The sequence below is a fragment of the Falsiroseomonas tokyonensis genome (assembly GCF_019024325.1).
GTDB classification, from domain to species: Bacteria; Pseudomonadota; Alphaproteobacteria; order Acetobacterales; family Acetobacteraceae; genus Falsiroseomonas; species Falsiroseomonas tokyonensis.
On the sequence record NZ_JAFNJS010000002.1, the window covers coordinates 847,601 to 866,117 of the forward strand.

18 protein-coding genes are annotated in these 18,517 nt (G+C 70.8%); 13 read left to right on the forward strand and 5 right to left on the reverse strand.

The annotated features are described in order from the left end of the window. Positions 1 to 25 precede the first annotated feature (25 nt). Together J3S20_RS10250 and J3S20_RS10255 are read left to right on the forward strand one after the other, a co-directional pair. Positions 26 to 1,189, forward strand: a complete 1,164-nt coding sequence (locus J3S20_RS10250) for an acetyl-CoA acetyltransferase (protein ID WP_216836326.1) — start codon at positions 26 to 28, stop codon at positions 1,187 to 1,189. Beyond that, complete coding sequence (locus J3S20_RS10255; protein WP_246602533.1) at positions 1,186 to 1,962, forward strand: CatB-related O-acetyltransferase; 777 nt, start codon at positions 1,186 to 1,188, stop codon at positions 1,960 to 1,962. The genes J3S20_RS10250 and J3S20_RS10255 overlap by 4 nt, the downstream gene beginning before the upstream one ends. Here the strand turns inward: J3S20_RS10255 and J3S20_RS10260 are convergent. Both J3S20_RS10260 and J3S20_RS10265 read right to left on the reverse strand, forming a co-directional pair. Continuing rightward, positions 1,959 to 3,977 (reverse strand): methyl-accepting chemotaxis protein, encoded by a 2,019-nt coding sequence (locus J3S20_RS10260; protein ID WP_216836327.1) that lies wholly within the window; start codon positions 3,975 to 3,977, stop codon positions 1,959 to 1,961. The two genes, J3S20_RS10255 and J3S20_RS10260, sit on opposite strands and share 4 nt — an antisense overlap. Positions 3,978 to 4,045: 68 nt before the next feature. Continuing rightward, the gene (locus tag J3S20_RS10265; protein ID WP_216836328.1) at positions 4,046 to 5,191 is read right to left on the reverse strand and encodes a bifunctional 2-C-methyl-D-erythritol 4-phosphate cytidylyltransferase/2-C-methyl-D-erythritol 2,4-cyclodiphosphate synthase; all 1,146 of its coding nucleotides are present in this window, start codon (positions 5,189 to 5,191) and stop codon (positions 4,046 to 4,048) included. Positions 5,192 to 5,332: 141 nt separating this feature from the next. Here J3S20_RS10265 and dusB point away from each other — a divergent pair, with 141 nt between their 5' ends. From dusB to greB, 11 genes are all read left to right on the forward strand, one after another. Next, entirely contained in the window at positions 5,333 to 6,367 is a 1,035-nt protein-coding gene (dusB, locus tag J3S20_RS10270; protein ID WP_216836329.1) for a tRNA dihydrouridine synthase DusB, read from the forward strand. 44 nt (positions 6,368 to 6,411) lie between these two features. Continuing rightward, complete coding sequence (locus J3S20_RS10275) at positions 6,412 to 7,518, forward strand: two-component system sensor histidine kinase NtrB (RefSeq protein ID WP_216836440.1); 1,107 nt, start codon at positions 6,412 to 6,414, stop codon at positions 7,516 to 7,518. Beyond that, positions 7,515 to 8,975 (forward strand): nitrogen regulation protein NR(I), encoded by a 1,461-nt coding sequence (gene ntrC / locus J3S20_RS10280; RefSeq protein WP_216836330.1) that lies wholly within the window; start codon positions 7,515 to 7,517, stop codon positions 8,973 to 8,975. The genes J3S20_RS10275 and ntrC overlap by 4 nt, the downstream gene beginning before the upstream one ends. Before the next feature lie 61 nt (positions 8,976 to 9,036). Continuing rightward, positions 9,037 to 11,313 carry a sensor histidine kinase NtrY-like gene (locus J3S20_RS10285; RefSeq protein ID WP_216836331.1) on the forward strand — a complete coding sequence of 759 codons (2,277 nt, stop codon included), beginning with the start codon at positions 9,037 to 9,039 and terminating at the stop codon, positions 11,311 to 11,313. Positions 11,314 to 11,315: 2 nt separating this feature from the next. Beyond that, positions 11,316 to 12,728, forward strand: a complete 1,413-nt coding sequence (ntrX, locus tag J3S20_RS10290) for a nitrogen assimilation response regulator NtrX (protein WP_216836332.1) — start codon at positions 11,316 to 11,318, stop codon at positions 12,726 to 12,728. 156 nt (positions 12,729 to 12,884) lie between these two features. Beyond that, on the forward strand, positions 12,885 to 13,757 hold the full coding sequence (locus J3S20_RS10295; protein WP_216836333.1) for a D-amino-acid transaminase: 873 nt from the start codon (positions 12,885 to 12,887) through the stop codon (positions 13,755 to 13,757). Then, complete coding sequence (locus tag J3S20_RS10300; RefSeq protein ID WP_216836334.1) at positions 13,754 to 14,422, forward strand: HAD family hydrolase; 669 nt, start codon at positions 13,754 to 13,756, stop codon at positions 14,420 to 14,422. Before J3S20_RS10295 ends, J3S20_RS10300 begins: the two co-directional genes overlap by 4 nt. 138 nt (positions 14,423 to 14,560) lie before the next feature. Next, positions 14,561 to 14,902, forward strand: coding sequence for an RNA chaperone Hfq (gene hfq, locus J3S20_RS10305; RefSeq protein ID WP_216836335.1), 342 nt, complete (start codon positions 14,561 to 14,563; stop codon positions 14,900 to 14,902). A gap of 40 nt (positions 14,903 to 14,942) precedes the next feature. After that, positions 14,943 to 16,229: a GTPase HflX gene (gene hflX / locus J3S20_RS10310; protein WP_216836336.1), complete on the forward strand. Its 1,287-nt coding sequence runs from the start codon at positions 14,943 to 14,945 to the stop codon at positions 16,227 to 16,229. Beyond that, positions 16,229 to 17,059, forward strand: a complete 831-nt coding sequence (locus J3S20_RS10315; RefSeq protein WP_216836337.1) for an inositol monophosphatase family protein — start codon at positions 16,229 to 16,231, stop codon at positions 17,057 to 17,059. Before hflX ends, J3S20_RS10315 begins: the two co-directional genes overlap by 1 nt. Positions 17,060 to 17,117: 58 nt before the next feature. Then, positions 17,118 to 17,579 (forward strand): transcription elongation factor GreB, encoded by a 462-nt coding sequence (gene greB, locus J3S20_RS10320; protein ID WP_456305692.1) that lies wholly within the window; start codon positions 17,118 to 17,120, stop codon positions 17,577 to 17,579. A gap of 1 nt (position 17,580) precedes the next feature. On the opposite strand, the gene J3S20_RS10325 is transcribed toward greB, so the two are convergent. From J3S20_RS10325 to J3S20_RS10335, 3 genes are read right to left on the reverse strand one after another with little or no spacing between them, the layout of a single operon-like run. Further along, positions 17,581 to 17,883, reverse strand: a complete 303-nt coding sequence (locus tag J3S20_RS10325) for a hypothetical protein (protein ID WP_216836339.1) — start codon at positions 17,881 to 17,883, stop codon at positions 17,581 to 17,583. Beyond that, entirely contained in the window at positions 17,880 to 18,113 is a 234-nt protein-coding gene (locus J3S20_RS10330) for a cysteine rich repeat-containing protein (protein WP_216836340.1), read from the reverse strand. Before J3S20_RS10330 ends, J3S20_RS10325 begins: the two co-directional genes overlap by 4 nt. Positions 18,114 to 18,129: 16 nt before the next feature. Beyond that, the gene (locus J3S20_RS10335) at positions 18,130 to 18,381 is read right to left on the reverse strand and encodes a hypothetical protein (protein WP_216836341.1); all 252 of its coding nucleotides are present in this window, start codon (positions 18,379 to 18,381) and stop codon (positions 18,130 to 18,132) included. Between the last annotated feature and the right edge of the window lie 136 nt (positions 18,382 to 18,517).

An 18,517-nucleotide genomic window follows, 5' to 3' on the forward strand; every position in this document is an offset into this window, starting at 1 on the left:
ATCATAGCATCGGGAGGAATTCGCCATGACCGCCTGCATCGTCGGCTGGGCCCATACCCCCTTCGGCAAGCTCGAGGACCCGGATATCGAGAGCCTGTTCGGCCGCGTCGCCCGCGCGGCCATCGAGGATGCGGGGATTTCGGCGGCGGAGGTGGATGGCGCCTTCGTCGGCGTCTTCAATGCCGGTTTCTCCAAGCAGGACTTCTTCGCGAGCCTGCTGCTGCAGACCATCCCGGAACTGCGCTTCAAGCCGACCACGCGCTACGAGAATGCCTGCGCCACCGGCTCCGCCGCCATCCATGGTGCGCTGGATTTCCTGGCGGCCAAGCGCGGCCGCTTCGCCCTGGTGGTGGGGGCGGAGAAGATGACGGCGACGCCGGGCGCGCAGGTCGGCGACATCCTGCTCGGCGCCAGCTACCGGAAGGATGAGGGTGAGATCCCCGCGGGCTTCGCCGGCGTCTTCGGCCGCATCGCCGAAAGCTACTTCCAGCGCCATGGCGACCAGTCCGACGCGCTGGCCGCCATTGCCGCGAAGAACCACAAGAACGGCGTCGCCAACCCTTACGCCCAGATGCGCAAGGACCTCGGCTTCGCCTTCTGCCGCGCCGAATCCGAGAAGAACCCTTTCGTCGCGCCCCCGCTGAAGCGCACGGACTGCTCCCTGGTCAGCGACGGCGCCGCGGCGATGATCCTGACCGATGAGGAAACCGCGAAATCCATGGCCAAGGCGGTGCGCTTCCGCGCCGCGGTGCAGGCCACCGATCTGATGCCGATCGCCTCCCGCGACGTGATCCGCTTCGAGGGCGCCCGCGCCGCCTGGGGCCAAGCGCTCGGCCAGGCGGGCCTTTCGCTCGCCGATCTCAGCTTCGTCGAGACGCATGACTGCTTCACGGTGGCGGAGCTGATCGAATACGAGGCGATGGGCCTGGTGCCGGAAGGGCAGGGCGCCCGCGCCGCGCTGGAGGGCTGGACCACGAAGGAGGGCCGGCTGCCCGTGAACCCCTCCGGCGGGCTGAAATCCAAGGGCCATCCCATCGGCGCCACCGGGGTCTCCATGCATGTGCTGGCCGCCATGCAGCTGACCGGCACGGCCGGGGAGATGCAGCTGCCCAGGGCCGACCGCGCCGGCGTCTTCAACATGGGCGGCGCGGCGGTGGCGAACTACTGCTCGATCCTGGAACGCGCTTGAGCCAGGCGCCGGCGCCGAGGCGGACCGGATCCTTCACCTGCACCTGGTCGGCGGAGATCGAGGACTTCTTCCGCCGGCGCCGGGTCTTCCTCGCCCATCCGCTGAAGGTGGACGGCGTCTTCCAGCATGGGGAGACGGTCAGCCTGCCCTATGCCTGGCGGACGGAGGCCTATTCCGCCATGCCGCGGCGCGGCACCGCCAGCCTCGGCGCCTTCAGCTACAGCCACAGCCCGGGGCTGCAGGCCGGGCGCTATTGCTCGCTCGCCGCCCGCATCGCCGTCAGCGCGGATGAGCACCCGATGCAGCGCGTCTCCACCCATGTCTTCAGCTATCGCGCCACCTTTCAGGCTTTTGGCGCGGCGGAATTCGGCAAGCACTATCCGCTGCGCCCCTTCGAGGTGATGGGGCCGCCGCCGGTCATCGGCCATGATGTCTGGATCGGCCAGGAGGCCCTGCTGAAGCGCGGCATCACCATCGGCCATGGCGCCGTGGTGGGCGCGCGCGCCATCGTCACGCGCGACGTGCCGCCCTACGCCATCGTCGCGGGCTCCCCCGCCCGCATCAAGCGCTACCGCTTCGGGGAGAAGGTGATCGAGCGCCTGCTGGCGCTCGCCTGGTGGCGCTACCGCTACACCGATTTCGCCGACCTGGACCCGGAGGATATCGAGGGCTTCGTCGACCAGCTCTCCGCCCGCATCGCCTCCGGCGTGGTGACGGAGCTGCCGGAGAACTGGATCTTTCCGACCGTCGAGCTGGAGGCCCTCCTGGCCTAGGCCGCCTCCACACGCCCGATGAAGGTCCCCACCTCCCGCGACAGGGTGGTGGCCTGGGCGGCCAAAGTTTCGGCGGCGCCCAGCACGTCATTCGCCGCGCGACCGCTGCCGGAGGCGCTTTGGCGCACGGACTGGATGGTGCCGGCGACATCGCGAGTGGCGCTCGCCGCGGCCTGGATGCTGCGGGCGATTTCCTGCGTCGCCGCGCCCTGTTCCTCCACCGCCGCGGCGATGGCGGCGGCGATCTGGTTCACCTCCTCGATCACGGCGGAGACGCTGCGGAAGGCCTCCACCACATGCCGCGTGGCGCCCTGGATCTGGCCGATCTGCGCGCCGATCTCCTCCGTCGCCTTGGCGGTCTCCGAGGCGAGGGTCTTCACCTCGCTCGCCACCACGGCGAAGCCCTTGCCGGATTCGCCGGCGCGCGCTGCCTCGATGGTCGCGTTCAGCGCCAGCAGGTTGGTCTGGCCGGCGATATTGGAGATCAGGCCCAGCACCTCCCCGATTTTTTGGGCCGTCTCGGCGAGGGAACCCACCAGGCCATCGCTGCGCCGGGTTTCCTCCACCGCGCGGCTCGTCACCTCGGTGGAGCGCGCCAGCTGGCGGCTGATTTCCTGCACGGAGGTCGCCAACTCCTCCGCCGCGGCGGAGACGGATTGCACGTTGGAGTCGGCCAGGTCGGCGCTGCTCGCCACCTGCCGGCTCTGCTCATCCACCTGCCGCGCGCCCTGGCTCATGCCGCGCGCCGTCTGCTCCAGGGTGGAGGAGGCGTCGGAGACGGTGCGCACCAGCGTGCCGATGGTCTCCTGGAAGCCGCGCACATGGCCGGCGACGCGCAGCGCACGTTCCTCCCGCGCCTGCCGCTCCGCCTCCTGCTGCTGTTGCAGGCGGCGGCCCTCGGACAGGCTTTCGCGCATCTGCTGGGCGGAGCGGGCGATCAGGCCCAGCGCGTCCTTCCGGTCCACGCCGGGGATGGCGACCTCGAAGCGGCCCTCGCCCAGGGCATGCAGGCTCTGCCCGATCTCGCCCACGATGCGGGAGACGATGCGCAGGATCTGCCGCGTCACCAGCAGCAGGATGGCCAGGATGGCGCCCAGCCCGGCCAGCAGCAGCAGGGCCTGCTGCCAGGCATCCTCCCGCCGTTCGGCCACGGCCTCCGCCAGTTCCTGCTGGCCGGCGGCGATGAGGCCGGCATAGGCCTCCGCCTGCGCGGCGAAGCCCGCCATCCAGTTGGCGGCCGGGATGCTGGTGCCCTGGTCCGCCTGCATCGCGGCGCGCTGCGCGAGCAGGGCGGCGCGGGCCGGCGAGGCGTCGAAGGCGGCCAGGCGGGCCAGCAGTTCGGGGGAGGCGAGGCTGCCCAGCCGCTCCCGATAGATGTCCTGCGTCGCCAGCCCGCGCCGGAACAGGGCGACGGAGGCGGGCGGCGGGGTCGCCATGCCGAGCATCCGCAGGCCCCCGCCGCGTTCCATCATATTGCCGTTGTGCAGGCTCAGCAGCGCGTGGTTGGCCAGGCCGATCCGCACCAGCTCGCCATCCTGCGTCGCGATGGCAAGCTGCCCGGCCAGGGCCAGGGCGGTCTCGGAAATGGGCACGAAGAGCGCCGCGGAATCGGTGGGCCCGACCGTCCGGGCCGCCAGGCCACGGCGAAAGGCGGCAATCCGCGCCTCCTGCCCCAGGATGCCTGCGATCAGCTCCCGCGCCCTGGGCGAGAGGTTTGGCAGCGCCGCGGCCCGCTCCCGCAGCTCGGCCAGCGCGGCATCGGTTTCCCGCGCCGCCGCGGCATTGGTGGCGATGGCCTCGGGCGTGCCTTGCTGCAGCACAGGCAGGGAGCTCGTCGCCTCGATGGGCAGGCTGGCCAGCAGGCGGGTGGTGGTGGCGCTCAGCGCCTCCAGCCGCAGCATGCGGCCGGTTTCCTGCCAGACGGCATAGACGCGCTCCGCCTGCGGCAGCGCCATGGCGACCACGCTGGCCAGCGCCAGCCCCGCCAGAAGATAGAGCAGCGCGGTCAGGCTCATCCTGCGCATCTGGGTCTCGCTCATTGCCGTGAGGCCGCAGGATCGCCGGAAGCCCTTAACCGGGCGTTTCAGCCCGGCAGCAGGATGCAGACCGCCGCCTGCGCGGCGATGCCTTCTCCGCGGCCGGGAAAGCCCAGGCGTTCCGTGGTGGTGGCCTTGACCGAAATGCGGTCCAGCGGCGCGCCGAGCAGGGCGGCCAGCCTTTCGCGCATGGCGGTGGCGTGGGGGGTGATCTTCGGCCGCTCGCAGATCAGCGTGACATCGGCATTGGCCAGGGTGCCGCCACGGGCGGCGATGCGGCCGGCGGCGTGCCGCAGGAAGTGGGCGCTGTCGGCGTCCTTGTACTGGTTGTCCGAAGGCGGGAACCAGCGGCCGATATCGCCTTCGGCCAGTGCGCCGTAGATCGCATCGCACAGCGCATGCAGGCCGACATCGGCATCGGAATGGCCATCCAGCCCCATGGGCCCCGGGATGGTGACGCCACACAGCACCATGGGGCGGCCCTCGACCAGGCGATGCACGTCGAAGCCGGTGCCGATGCGGGGGATCAGGGGTGTCGTCAGGGCCGCCTCCATCCGGGCCAGGTCTTCCGGCCAGGTGATCTTGATGTTCTGCTCATGCCCCGGCACCAGCGCCACCGCCAGGCCGGCGGCCTCCAGAAGCTGGGCGTCGTCGGTGGCCTCCGTGGTGCTGGCGCGGTGGGCGGCGAGCAGGGCCGGGTAGCGGAAGGCCTGGGGGGTCTGGGCGCGGAACAGGCCGGCGCGGGGCACCGTTTCCTCGATCAGTCCCGCGGCACCGCGCTTCAGCGTATCCGTCACCGGCTGGGCTGGGATGGCGCCTGGGTGATCGGCCAGGGCCGCGCGCAGGGCGGCGATGGTGCCCGGCGGCACCACCGGGCGCGCCGCGTCATGCACCAGGACGATATCCGGCGGGTCGGCGGCCAGCGCCTCCAGCCCCGCCCGGACGCTGGCCTGGCGGGTGGCGCCGCCGGCCACGGGCGGCAGGCAGGGCAGGCCGTGCAGCATCGCCCGCACCGTCGCGCGCTGATCCGGCGCGCAGACGGGCAGCAGGGCGTCCACGCCGCCATCCCGCAAAAGCGCCTCCGCCGCATGGCGCAGCACGGGGCGGCCGGCGAGGTCCGTATACTGCTTCGGCCGGTCGGCACCGAAGCGGCTGCCGCTGCCAGCGGCCATCAGAAGGGCGATGCAGATCATGCGCCCAGGCTAGCCGAGGCCCGCGCATCGGCCCAGGCCAAGGCGGGCGGGAAGGGGGCTGCCGGATAAAGTGGCAGAGGCCCTTGGCGCCCTATGCTTCGCATTGCCGAAAGGCGAGGCCAGCCTTATCTTGCCCAAATCATGAGCATGACCGCAACTTCCACCCTTCCCAGGCTGCGCCCGATCGACCTGGGCGGCGCCATCATCGAGACGCCGGTCATCCTGGCGCCGATGTCGGGCGTGACCGACCTGCCCTTCCGCCGCCTGGCCCGCGCCCAGGGCACCGGCCTGGTGGTCAGCGAAATGATCGCCTCCAACGCCATGGTGCGGGAGAACCGGACCACGCTGAAGATGGTGGAGGTGGATGGCGACGGCGCCTCCGTCCAGCTCGCCGGCTGCGACCCCCAGGTGATGGCGGAGGCCGCGAAGCTGGTGGTGCAGCACGGCGCCAGCATCGTCGACATCAACTTCGGCTGCCCGGTGAAGAAGGTGGCGCTCGGCCAGTCCGCCGGCTCCGCCCTGATGCGGGACGAGATCGGCGCGGCCCGGATCCTCGAGGCGGTGGTGAAGGCGGTGGATGTCCCCGTCACGCTGAAGATGCGCATGGGCTGGGACCACCAGTCGCTGAACGCGCCGAAGCTGGCCCGCATCGCCCAGGATTGCGGGATCCGCATGGTGACGGTGCATGGCCGCACACGGCAGATGTTCTACAATGGCACCGCCGACTGGGCCTTCGTGGCCCAGGTGAAGGCGGCGGTGGACCTGCCCGTCATTGTCAATGGCGACATCCTGAGCCCGGAGGATGCGGCGGAGGCGCTGCGCCAGTCCGGCGCCGATGGGGTGATGATCGGCCGCGGCTGCTACGGCCGCCCCTGGCTGCCGCGCCGCGTCGCGACCTATCTGCAGACGGGTGTGCTGGAGCCGGAGCCGGATATCGCCCTGCAATATGCGACGCTGCTGACGCATTACCACGCCATGCTGGAGCATCACGGCCGCGACCCAGGCATGCGGCTGGCCCGCAAGCACATTTCCTGGTATTCCAAAGGCCTGCATGGTTCGGCGGAGTTCCGGTCTGAGGTCAACCGCACCGATTCGGTCGAGGCGGTGCTGGAGCTGATCGACCGCTTCTACCTGCCCCTGATGGAACGCGGGGCCGAGGAGCGGCTGGCCGCATGAGGTCCACCGCCCTGTCGCGCGCCGCCCGTGCCCTGCGGCTGCCGATGCCGGCGGCGGCGCCCGCCGTGCCGGATTCCATCGCCGTTCTGGGCGCCCTGCCAATCGCCGCCGTGGTGCTGGATGCGCAGAACCGCTTCCGCTTCGCCAATCCGGCGGCGGAGCTGTTCTTCCAGCATTCCGCCGCCTCGCTCCGCAGCTATTCGCTGCACGACCTGCTGCCGCCCGACCATCGGCTGTTCGCCATGCTGGCCCAGGTGCGGGCACATGACGCGCCGGTATCCGACCACGACCTGGCGCTGGAAAGCCCCCGCCTGCGGCGCCTGGGCGTAGCCGCGCAGGGCGCGCCGCTGCCCGAGATGCCGGGCGGGGTGGTGCTGACGCTGCAGGACGGTTCCACGGCCCAGATGTTGGACCGGCAGCTGAATTTCCGCGGCGCCGCGCGCAGCGCCTCCGCCATGGCGGCGATGCTGGCGCATGAAGTGAAGAACCCGCTTTCGGGCATCCGCGGCGCCGCCCAGCTGCTGGAACAGGGCGCTAGCGAGGGCGACCGGGAGCTTTGCCAGCTGATCCAGGACGAGGCGGATCGCATCCGCCACCTGGTGGAGCGGATGGACATGTTCTCCGACCGCCCGGTGGAGCAGGCGGAGGTGAATATCCATGAGGTGCTGGACCATGTGCGCCGCATCGCGCTGTCCGGCTTCGCGGCGCATCTGAAGATCCACCAGGACTACGATCCCTCCCTGCCGCCGGTCTGGGGCAACCGGGACCTGCTGATCCAGATTCTGCTGAACCTGGTGAAGAACGCGGCGGAAGCCGTTGATTCGCGGGACGGGGAGATCTGGCTGGGCACCGGCTATCACCATGGCGTCCGCATCGCCGTGCCGGGCAGCCAGGAACGGGTCGACCTGCCGCTGCAGGTGGTGGTGCGGGACAATGGGCCGGGGATTCCGGACGCCGTCCGCGCCACCCTCTTCGAGCCTTTCGTCACCACCAAGCGGGGCGGGCAGGGGCTGGGCCTCGCTTTGGTCGCCAAGCTGGTGGCCGACCAGGGCGCGCTGATCGAATGCGATTCGCGGCCGGGCCGCACCGCCTTCCGCCTGTCCCTGCCCGTGCCGCCCCCAACCCCCCGCCGATCCGGAGTTGCCGCATGAGTGACGCTGCCGCGGTCTCCGCCACCACCCGCACCATCCTGATCGCGGATGATGATCGCGCCATCAGGACCGTTCTGTCCCAGGCGCTTGGCCGATCCGGCTACCATGTGCGCGCAACCTCCTCCGCCGCCACGTTGTGGCGTTGGGTGGAGGATGGGGAGGGCGACCTGGTGATCACCGATGTAATCATGCCGGATGAGAACGGGCTGGACCTGGTGCCGCGCATCCGCCGGGTGCGGCCGGATCTGCGCGTGGTGGTGATGTCGGCGCAGTCCACCTTCTCCACCGCGCTGAAGGCCACCCAACGCGGCGCCTTCGACTACCTGCCCAAGCCTTTCGATCTGAAGGAACTTTTGGCCGTTGTCGGCCGGGCCTTGGCGGCGCCGTCGCAGCCTTCGGTCGCGGAGGCGGAGGAGCCGGAGGAGCGGCTGCCGCTGGTCGGGCGATCCGCCGCCATGCAGGAGATCTACCGGACGGTCGCCCGCCTCACCACCACCGACCTGACCGTGATGATCACCGGCGAGAGCGGCACGGGGAAGGAGCTGGTGGCGCGTGCCCTGCACGATTACGGCCGCCGCCGCAGCGGGCCTTTCGTCGCCATCAACATGGCGGCGATCCCGCGCGAGCTGATCGAATCGGAGCTCTTCGGCCATGAGCGCGGCGCCTTCACCGGCGCGCTGAACCGCGGCGTCGGCCGTTTCGAACAGGCCGCCGGCGGCACGCTGTTCCTCGACGAGATCGGCGACATGCCGCCCGAGGCGCAGACCCGGCTTCTGCGCGTGCTGCAGGAAGGCGAATTCACCACCGTCGGCGGCCGCCAGCCCATCAAGGCCAATGTCCGCATCGTCGCCGCCACCCATCGCGACCTGCGGCAATCCATCCGCGGCGGCATGTTCCGGGAAGACCTGTTCTACCGGTTGAACGTGGTGCCCATCCGCCTGCCGCCGCTGCGCGAAAGGCTGGAGGATATCCCCCTTCTGGCCCGCCATTTCCTCGAACGCGCCCGCGCCGCAGGCCTGCCCCAGAAGCAGCTCGACCAGGGCGCGATGGACCGCCTGAAGCAGCACGCCTGGCCGGGCAATGCGCGCGAGTTGGAAAACCTGATGCGCCGGATGGCGGCGCTCTACCCGCAGGAGATCATCGGCGCCGATGCCGTGGGCGCCGAACTCGCGGAGGCCGCCGCGCCGCCCGAGGAAGGCCCGCGCGCGCCCGAAACCCTGGAACAGGCGGTGGAGCGCCACCTGGCCGGCTTCATGTCCGCGCACAAGGACGGCATGCCGATTCGCGACCTCTACGACCGGGTGCTGGCGGAGGTGGAGCGGCCCCTGCTGAAACTGGCGCTGTCCGCCACGCGGGGCAACCAGATCAAGGCCGCGGCCATGCTCGGCCTGAACCGCAATACGCTGCGCAAGAAGCTGCGAGAGCTGGACCTGCCGGTGGTGCGGGGCCTGCCCTGACCGCCTACCGCCCGGGGGCACCCTTCGCCTTCGGGGCCGGCTCGGGCATACTGGGCCGGGCATGAGCGCCACCTTCACCAGACGCCTGAGCGATATCCTGCTCGGCCGGGCCACCACGCTCGGCCTGGCGGTGACGGCCGTGCTGCTGGGCGTTGCCACCTTCGTGCTGCTGGCCGGCGGCAGCCCCTTCGGGCCAACCAGCCCGGGGCAGATCGTCGCCGTGGTGCTCTGCAATGCCGGCGTGCTGCTGCTGCTGGCGGGCTCGCTCGCCTCTCGCCTCGTGCGGGTCTGGGCGGAGCGGCGGCGCGGCTCGGCCGGCGCCCGGCTGCATGTGCGGCTGGTGCTGCTGTTCGGCGGCGTCGCCGTGGTGCCGGCGCTGATCGTCGCCGCCTTCGCCGCCATCTTCTTCAACCTCGGCATCCAGGCCTGGTTCAGCGACCGGGTGCGATCCACTCTCGAAGCCTCGCTCGTCGCCTCCCGCGCCTGGATGGACCAGCACCGGGACGAGATCCGGGTGGATGCCCTGGCCATGGCAGCGGACCTGAACCGCGCCGCCCAGGTCTTCCTGCCGGACAATATGCCGGCCTTCGAGCGGCTGCTGGCGACGCAGACCTCGATCCGCGGCCTGACCGAGGCGGTGGTCTTCGAACCCACCCTCGGCCGCGTCATGGCCGCCGCCGGCTTCACCCCCGGCGCGATGATCGAGCCGCCGCCGGGCTGGGCGCTGGAACAGGTCCGCCAGGGCGAGGTCGCGGTGGTGCCGGGCGAATCGGATGCGCGGGTGCGGGCGGTGACCAGCCTCGATATCCCGCCCGGCCTGCTGCTGCTGATCGGCCGGCCGCTGGACGGCAGCGTGCTGGACCATATGCGGACCACGGAGCTGGCCTTCCAGGAATACGACCAGCTCGACCGCAACCGCGGCAGCCTGCAGATCACTTTTGCCATGATCTTCGCCTGCGCGGCCCTGCTGGTGCTGCTGGCGGCGGTGCTGGTGGGGCTGGTCTTCGCCAATCAGATGGCCCGGCCGATCTCCCGCCTGATCACGGCGGCGGAGCGAGTGAGGGCCGGCGACCTGGCCACAAGGGTGGAGGAGGGGACGCAGGATGACGAACTCGCCAGCCTTTCCCGCGCCTTCAACCGCATGACCAGCCAGCTATCGGCCCAGCGCGGCGAGCTGATGGAGGCCTATCGCCAGATCGACGAGCGCCGCCGCTTCACCGAAACCGTGCTGTCCGGCGTCTCCGCCGGCGTGGTCGGGCTGGATGCGGAAGGACGGATCAACCTGCCCAACCGCACGGCGAGCGAGCTGCTGGGGGTGGACCTCGATGCCGCCATCGGCCTGCCGCTGGCCGGCGTCGCCCCGGAATTCGCGGCCCTGGTGGCGGAAGCGCGCGGCCAGCCGGACCGGGTCCGCACGGCCGAAATCCCGATCGGCCCGCCATCCCATCGCCGCAGCCTGATCGCCCGCATCGGCGCCGAGGGCCAGCCCGGCCGCGTCGCCGGCTTCGTGCTGACCTTCGACGACATCACAGAGCTGCAATCCGCCCAGCGCAAGGCCGCCTGGGCCGATGTGGCGCGGCGCATCGCGCATGAGATCAAGAATCCGCTGACCCCCATCATGCTCTCGGCGGAGCGCCTGAAGCGCAAATACCTCAAGGAGATCGGCAGCGATCCCGAGACCTTCCGGACGTTGACCGACACCATCGTGCGCCAGGTCGGTGATATCGGCCGCATGGTGGATGAATTCTCCGCCTTCGCCCGCATGCCCCAGCCGGTGATCCGCCCGGACCGGCTGGACCAGGTGGTGCGGGAGGCGCTGGTGCTGCAGCAGGGCGCGCATCCCGATATCCGCTACGAGACGACCATCCCGGAAGACCTGCCGCCCCTGCCCATGGACCGGCGACTGATCGGCCAGGCGCTGACCAACCTGCTGCAGAACGCCGCGGATGCCGTGGCCTCCGCCCATCGGGAGGAAGGCGAGCCGGGCCGGATCACGCTCCGGGTCGAGCCGAGGGAGGAAGGTTTCGCGGTGGTGGTCGAGGATAACGGCATCGGCCTGCCCGATGGCGAGGAGCGCGCGCGGCTGACGGAGCCCTATGTGACGCACAAGGCGAAAGGGACGGGCCTCGGCCTTGCCATTGTGAAGAAGATCATGGAGGACCATGGCGGGCGGCTCGAGCTTGAGGACCGGTCCGAGGGTCCGGGCGCGCGGGCGCTGCTGATTCTTCCTCGGGTTGCGCCGAGCGATTCGAAGGACTCGGGGCCGCTTCAGGTACAAGTGCGCGAGGAAACGCCCGTCATGGGCGCATCTGCGGGGCGCGGCGATGGGGCAGGCTGACCATGGCGCATGAAATCCTGATCGTCGACGATGAGCCGGACATCCGCGCCCTGATCGAGGGCATCCTGTCGGATGAGGGCTATGAGACGCGGCAGGCAGCGAATTCGGACCAGGCGATCGCCGCCTTCAAGGCGCGGCGGCCGTCGCTGGTGGTGCTCGACATCTGGCTGCAGAATTCGCGACTCGATGGCCTTGGCATCCTGGCGGCGCTGCATGGGGAGGAACCGCGGGTTCCCTGCGTGATGATCTCCGGCCATGGCACCATCGAGACCGCGGTGCAGGCGATCCAGAACGGCGCCTACGACTTCATCGAGAAGCCCTTCAAGTCCGACCGGCTGCTGCTGGTGATCTCCCGCGCGCTGGAGGCGTCCCGCCTGCAGCGGGAGAATAGCGAGCTGCGGCTGCGGGCGGGGGCAGAGGCGGAGCTGGTCGGTGTTTCCGGCCCCATGACCCAGCTGCGCCAGGCGATCGACCGGGTGGCGCCCACCGGGTCCCGCGTGCTGATCAGCGGGCCGGCGGGGGCGGGGAAGGAGGTGGCGGCCCGCATGCTGCATGCCCGGTCCCGCCGCGCCGATGGGCCCTTCGTCGCGCTGAACTGCGCCACCCTGGCGCCCGGGCGCTTCGAGGAGGAGCTGTTCGGCGTCGAAGCCGGCAGCGACCCCACCGCCCAGCCGCGCCGCGCCGGCGTGCTGGAACGCGCCCATGGCGGCACGCTGCTGCTGGACGAGGTGGCGGACATGCCGCTGGAAACCCAGGGCAAGATCGTCCGGGCTTTGCAGGAGCAGGGCTTTGTCCGGATCGGCGGTGCGCAGCGGGTGACCGTCGATGTGCGGGTGATCGCCACCACCAACCGGGACCTGCAGGCCGAAATCGCCGGCGGGCGGTTCCGGGAGGATCTGTACTACCGGCTCGCCGTGGTGCCCCTGAAGATCCCGCCGCTGCGGGAGCGGCGGGAGGATATTCCCGCGCTCGCCCGCCACTTCATGGCCCGCTCCGGCGAGACCAGCGGCATGGCGCCGCGCGAGCTGTCCGAGGATTCGCTGGCGGCCATGCAGGCCTATGAATGGCCCGGCAATGTCCGCGAATTGCGCAACCTGATCGACTGGCTGCTGATCATGGCCCCGGGCGATGCGCGGGAGCCGATCCGGCCGGACATGCTGCCGCCCCAGGTGGGTGCCTCGGCGCCCGCGGTGCTGAAGCTGGACCGCAGCTCCGAGATCATGACCCTACCGCTGCGGGAAGCTCGTGAACTGTTCGAGCGGCAATACCTCGAAGCCCAGCTGCTGCGCTTCGGCGGCAATATCAGCCGCACGGCCGCCTTCGTGGGGATGGAACGCAGCGCGTTGCATCGCAAGCTGAAATTCCTGGGGGTCCATGCCGAGGACCGCGCCCCGGCCGCGGCCGCCGGGGGCTAGCCACACGCAACGAGATCACAAGATTATCGCAGCCTGCAGCCTGGGCCACTTCGCCCAGGCTTAGTGCCCGAACGGGCGCCGCGGCCCCTGCCGCGAAAGCCAAGCGGCCGGGTCGGGGCACTGCCCCGACGCGCCGGCGTTTGAGGGAAAGCAAAGATGTCGAAGATCGCCTATGTGAACGGTCGCTACCTGCCGCAGTCCGAAGCCTCGGTGAATATCGAGGATCGCGGCTACCAGTTCGGCGATGGCATCTACGAGGTCGTCCATCTGCATGACGGCCGCTATGTGGATGAGGATCTGCACCTGGCCCGGCTGGAACGCTCGCTGGGCGAGATCCATCTGGCCATGCCGATGTCCCGCGCCGCGCTGTCCATGGTGCTGCGGGAGGTGGCGCAGCGGAACCGGGTGCGGGAGGGGCTGCTTTACATGCAGGTCACGCGGGGCGTGTCCCGCCGCGACCATGCCTTCCCGGCGAAGCCCGTGCCGCCGGCCCTGGTGGTGACCATCCGCCGGGTGCCGCCCTATCCCACCGATGTCGACAAGTGGCAGGCCGCCTGCATCACAATGCCCGACCTGCGCTGGGCGCGGCGGGACATCAAGTCCGTGAACCTGCTGCCGAATTGCCTGGCCCGGCAAAAGGCGCGGGAGCAGGGCGCCATCGAGGCGATCCTGTATGACGAAGCCACCGGCATGGTGACGGAGGGGGCAGCGACCACCTTCTGGATCGTCGACGAGAATGGCGCCATCCGCACCCGCTTCCTCGACCACGTCATCCTGCCCGGCTGCACCCGCGCCGCGCTGATGGCGGAGCTGCGGACGCTGGGCATGGCCTATGACGAGCGCGAATTCTCGATCGACGAGATGCGGCGGGCGAGGGAGGCCTTCATCACCTCCGCCACCTCCTTCGTGAAGCCGATCACGAAGATCGACGGCCAGCCGGTGGGGGATGGCAAGGTCGGGCCGGTGGTGCGGCGGCTGTTCGACATCTTTGCCCGCCATGTGAAGGGCGACGTGAAGAACGCGGCGTGACCCCGCCCGCCTGCATCCTCTGGGATTGGGACAACACCCTGGTCGACGGCTGGGCCGCCATCCAGCATGGGCTGAACGCGACCTTTGCCGAATTCGGCATGCCGGCCTGGGACCGGCAGACGGTGCTGGCCAATGTCCGCGGCTCCCTGCGGGATACCTTTCCGGGCATGTTCGGCGCGGAGTGGGAACGGGCGCGGGATGTCTTCTACACCGCCGTCCGGTCCTGCCACCTGGAGGTGCTGAACCCCATGCCCGGCGCCGCCGAGGCCATCGCGGCCGCCGGCGCGCTGGGACCTCAGGGCGTCGTCTCCAACAAGCAGGGGCCGCTGCTGCGGGCGGAGGCCGCGCATCTCGGCTGGGCCGGCCATTTCGCCGCGCTGGTCGGCGCGGGTGATGCCAGCGCGGACAAGCCCGCCGCCGCGCCGCTGCTGATGGCGCTCGAATCCTGCGGCATCCAGCCGGGCCCGGCGGTGTGGTATATCGGGGATACCATCCTGGACATGGATGCGGCGCGGGCCGCCGGCTGCACCGCGGTGCTGCTCGGCCATGCCCCGCATGACGGCGGGGTGGCGGCGGCGCGGCCCGATCTCGTATTCGATGACGGCCATGCGCTCGCGGCAGAGTTGCAGCACCTTGCCAGGGCAGGGGTTGGCGAGGGAGATTAGCGGCGTCCGCGCCGCTGGTTCACCCCGGTTGCCGGATGACGTCGCCGGTCGGCTGATGGTGGTCCAATGCCACCTGTCGCCCGGTGCGCCGCCTGCATCGGGCCGTCCAACGGCCAAGAAGAAGAAGGAACCCTCCCCATGGCCGAAAAATCCCAGAACGTGCAGGACGTGTTCCTGAACCACGTCCGAAAATCCAAGACCCCGGTGACGATCTTCCTGGTCAATGGCGTCAAGCTGCAGGGCATCATCACCTGGTTCGACAACTTCTCCGTGCTGCTGCGCCGCGACGGGCATACCCAGCTGGTCTACAAGCACGCCATCAGCACCGTGATGCCGGGCGCGCCGATCATGCTGTTCGATGCGACGGCCGCCGGGGCCGGCGCCGCGCCGCCCGCGCAATCCGCCGAGGGTGCGGCGCCCGTTCGTGAAAGCCGGCTGACGCTGGGCCGCGAGGTGAATCCTGTCGGATCGCGCGATTAAGGCCGGGGACCCCAGGTCCCAGGACACCGGCGGCGGCCCCGTGAAGGCCGCCGTCATCCTGCCCTATGACCGCACGCTGCGCGGCGGCGCGGCGCATGGCGAATCCGGCGCCAATCGCGCGGCGGAGGCGAAGCTGGCCGAGGCGGTGGGGCTCACCGCCTCCATCGGCCTGACCATCGTCCATTCCGCCATCTTCCCGCTGCGCATGACCCGGCCCTCCACCCTGCTGGGGGAAGGCCAGGTCGAGATGGTGCATGAGGAATGCGAGCGCCACGGCGTGACGGTGGTGGTGGTGGATGCCGCCCTGTCTCCGGTGCAGCAGCGCAACCTGGAACGCGCCTGGGGCGCCAAGGTCATCGACCGTACCGGCCTGATCCTGGAGATCTTTGGCGAGCGCGCCCGCACGCGGGAGGGTTCGCTGCAGGTGGAGCTCGCCCATCTGTCCTACCAGCGCACCCGTCTGGTGCGGTCCTGGACCCACCTCGAGCGTCAGCGCGGCGGCTTCGGCTTCCTCGGCGGCCCGGGCGAATCGCAGATCGAGATCGACCGGCGGCTGATCGACGAACGCATCGTGCGCCTGAAGAAGGAGCTGGAGCAGGTGCGCCGCACCCGCGGCCTGCACCGCTCCGCCCGCGCCCGCGTGCCCTACCCGGTGGTGGCGCTGGTGGGCTACACCAATGCCGGCAAGTCCACCCTGTTCAACGCCCTGACAGGCGCCGGCGTCTTCGCCCAGGACCAGCTTTTCGCGACCCTCGATCCCACCATGCGGGCGATCAAGCTGCCCTCCGGCCGCACCGTCATCCTCTCCGACACGGTGGGCTTCATCTCCGACCTGCCGACCCAGCTGGTGGAAGCCTTCCGGGCGACGCTGGAGGAGGTGGCGGCGGCCGATATCATCCTGCATGTCCGCGATGCCGCCCACCCGGACAGCGCCGCCCAGCGCGCCGATGTGCTCGGCGTGCTGGCCGAGATGGCCGAGGGCGAGGACGCCACCATGGATGAGGGCTGGCCGGCCCGCGTCATCGAGGTGCTGAACAAGGCCGACCTGATGGGCGGCGTGGACGCCGTCCCCGAAATCCCCGGCGCCATCGCCGTCTCCGCACTGACCGGCGACGGGCTGGATGCGCTGCGGGAGGCGCTGGACGCGCGGATGACGGCCGGGATGGAAACCGCGGACTACCGCCTGGCGCCCGCGGATGGCGCCAGCCTCGCCTGGCTCTATGAGCATGGCGAGGTTCTGGCGCGCGAGGATACGGAGGAGACGATCCGCGTCTCCGTCCGCCTGACCCCCGCCGATCGGGCACGTTTCGAACAACGGGGGCCGTGATGCGCTTCGATACCAGGGCAGCGCGCGACGTCGCCGTGCTGCTGCGCGACGCGACGAAGAAGGAAATCCTGCCCCGCTTCCGGCGCCTGGCCGCGGGCGATATCCGCACCAAGTCCAGCCCGCTGGACCTGGTGACGGAAGCCGACGAGGCCGCCGAACGCATGATCGAGGCCGCGCTCCGCGCCCGCTTCCCCGGCTGCGTGGTGGTGGGGGAGGAGGCGACGGCGGCCGATGCCTCGCTGCTGGCGAAGCTGGCCGATGCGGACCTCGCCTTCGTGGTGGACCCGGTGGACGGCACCGCAAATTTCGCCGCCGGCATGCCGCTCTTCGGCTGCATGGCCGCGGCCTTCGTGAAGGGCGAGGTGGTGGGCGGCTGGATCCACGATCCGCTGGGCGACGACACCGCGGTGGCGCTGCGCGGGGAGGGCGCCTGGTTCGAGGATGCCGAGGGCCATCGCTTCGCGGATCTCCGCGTCGCCGCGCCGGTGCCGATGGGGCGCATGATCGGCGCCGTCTCCTGGGGTTTTCTCAAGGAACCGCAGCGCAGCCAGGTGGCCTCTCGCCTGCCCAAGCTCGCGGGCATCGTGAACTACCGCTGCGCGGCGCATGAATACCGGCTGGCCGCCAGCGGGCACGCGCATCTGCTGTTCTACAACAAGCTGATGCCCTGGGATCACGCGCCCGGCTGGCTGCTGCACCGGGAGGCCGGTGGCTATGCCGCCCGCTTCGACGGCAGCGACTACCGCGCCAGCGAGCATGTCACCGGCGGGCTGATCTGCGCCCCCGACAAGGCCTCCTGGCAGGAAGCGCGGGACGCGCTGCTTGGCTGAGGAGGAGGACGAGGGCGAGGACGGCCCGCCCGGCCTGCCCCCCGGCACGCCCTTCTACATGACCCCCGCAGGCCATGACGCCCTGCGCGCGGAGCTCCGCAAGCTCTGGGACGAGGAACGGCCCAAGGTGGTGGAGGTGGTGAGCTGGGCCGCCGGCCTCGGCGACCGGTCGGAGAATGCGGACTACCAATACGGCAAGCGCCGCTTGCGCCAGATCGACAGCCGCGTGCGCTTCCTCCGCAAGCGGCTGGAACGGGTGCAGGTGGTCGATCCGGCGGCGCAGGCGCGGCGGGACCAGGTCTTCTTCGGTGCCACCGTCACCTATGCCCGGGCCTCCGACGATGCCGAGGTGACCATCACCATCGTCGGCGTGGATGAGGCCAACAGCGCCGCCGGCCGCATCTCCTGGGTCGCACCGGTGGCCCGCGCGCTGCTGGGCGCGCGGGTGGGCGATACGCGCAGGCTGCGCACCCCGGCGGGGGCGGAGGAGATCGAGGTGGTGGCGATCGCCTATCCCTGAGCTAGCGGCTGCGCGTCCAGCTTCGCGAATAGGCGCGCCCGCCGAGGCCGCTCGCGCTGCGGGTGCCGCTCCATTGGCCCGGTGCCATGCGCGTGACCTGGCGCTGGCGCGCGGCCGCCTGGCCCTGCGGCCCCGTCACGCTGCCGCTGCGGCTGCAGGTGCCGTCCGCGCAACCGGTAGACCGGCTGCCGGTCCAGGTCCCATTCGGCGTGGTCACGCTGCCCGACTGCTCCCAGGCGCCGGCGGCGGGTGCCGCCAGCATCGCCGTGGCGGCGAGCAGCAGGATGCGGCGCATCGCGCTCACCGGCTCGGCAGCCGCGACAGCGCATCGCGGCAGGGCTGGGACAGCTGGGCGGAGTGCTGGCGCAGGCAGGCCAGGATGCGGCCCTCGCCGCGCGGCGTATTGGCGCAATGGGCCTGGTAGTCGGCGCCGCAGGCCTGCATCAGCGCGCGCTGCTGCGGCCCCTGCTGGGCGGCGGCGGGCAGGACGGGGGCGGTGAGGAGCAGCGTGGCCAGGATCAGCTTGCGGGACATCTCGGTTTCCTTTTGATCAGGTGCGCATGGGCGCCGGGGGTGGCAGGACCGGCGGCCCGTCCTCGGCTGGCGGCAAAGCGGGAGGCGCGCAGGCGAGAGGCTCCGCCCCGCCCAGCAGCCGCCAGGATGTCCCGCGCATGCGCCAGGCGAGCCCGGACTCCAGGTCGAGCGTCAGGCATTCCACGCTCTGTCCGCTGCAACCGGCCAGCGGCAGAAGGGCCGCGAGCCAGAGGCGCCGGGGCAGGGCATGACGGGTCGTGCGGGTCATCGGGGCTGATACGGCGCGGCCCGCCAGAATCGCCGCGCCGCGGCGCCGAAAATTCTCGCGCCTGGGCAGCGACGATTCCCGGCGCAGCCGCCGTATCAGTCCCAGAACGGCTCGCGCCAGGGTGGCGCGGCTGCGA

Coding starts and splice junctions, on each gene's coding strand:
- J3S20_RS10250 (WP_216836326.1), top strand. CDS start 26: ATGACCGCCTGCATCGTCGGCTGGGCCCATACCCCCTTCGGCAAGCTC.
- J3S20_RS10260 (WP_216836327.1), bottom strand. CDS start 3,977: ATGAGCCTGACCGCGCTGCTCTATCTTCTGGCGGGGCTGGCGCTGGCC.
- J3S20_RS10265 (WP_216836328.1), bottom strand. CDS start 5,191: ATGATCTGCATCGCCCTTCTGATGGCCGCTGGCAGCGGCAGCCGCTTC.
- dusB (WP_216836329.1), top strand. CDS start 5,333: ATGAGCATGACCGCAACTTCCACCCTTCCCAGGCTGCGCCCGATCGAC.
- J3S20_RS10275 (WP_216836440.1), top strand. CDS start 6,412: ATGCCGGCGGCGGCGCCCGCCGTGCCGGATTCCATCGCCGTTCTGGGC.
- ntrC (WP_216836330.1), top strand. CDS start 7,515: ATGAGTGACGCTGCCGCGGTCTCCGCCACCACCCGCACCATCCTGATC.
- J3S20_RS10285 (WP_216836331.1), top strand. CDS start 9,037: ATGAGCGCCACCTTCACCAGACGCCTGAGCGATATCCTGCTCGGCCGG.
- ntrX (WP_216836332.1), top strand. CDS start 11,316: ATGGCGCATGAAATCCTGATCGTCGACGATGAGCCGGACATCCGCGCC.
- J3S20_RS10295 (WP_216836333.1), top strand. CDS start 12,885: ATGTCGAAGATCGCCTATGTGAACGGTCGCTACCTGCCGCAGTCCGAA.
- hfq (WP_216836335.1), top strand. CDS start 14,561: ATGGCCGAAAAATCCCAGAACGTGCAGGACGTGTTCCTGAACCACGTC.
- J3S20_RS10315 (WP_216836337.1), top strand. CDS start 16,229: ATGCGCTTCGATACCAGGGCAGCGCGCGACGTCGCCGTGCTGCTGCGC.
- greB (WP_456305692.1), top strand. CDS start 17,118: ATGACCCCCGCAGGCCATGACGCCCTGCGCGCGGAGCTCCGCAAGCTC.
- J3S20_RS10330 (WP_216836340.1), bottom strand. CDS start 18,113: ATGTCCCGCAAGCTGATCCTGGCCACGCTGCTCCTCACCGCCCCCGTC.
- J3S20_RS10335 (WP_216836341.1), bottom strand. CDS start 18,381: ATGACCCGCACGACCCGTCATGCCCTGCCCCGGCGCCTCTGGCTCGCG.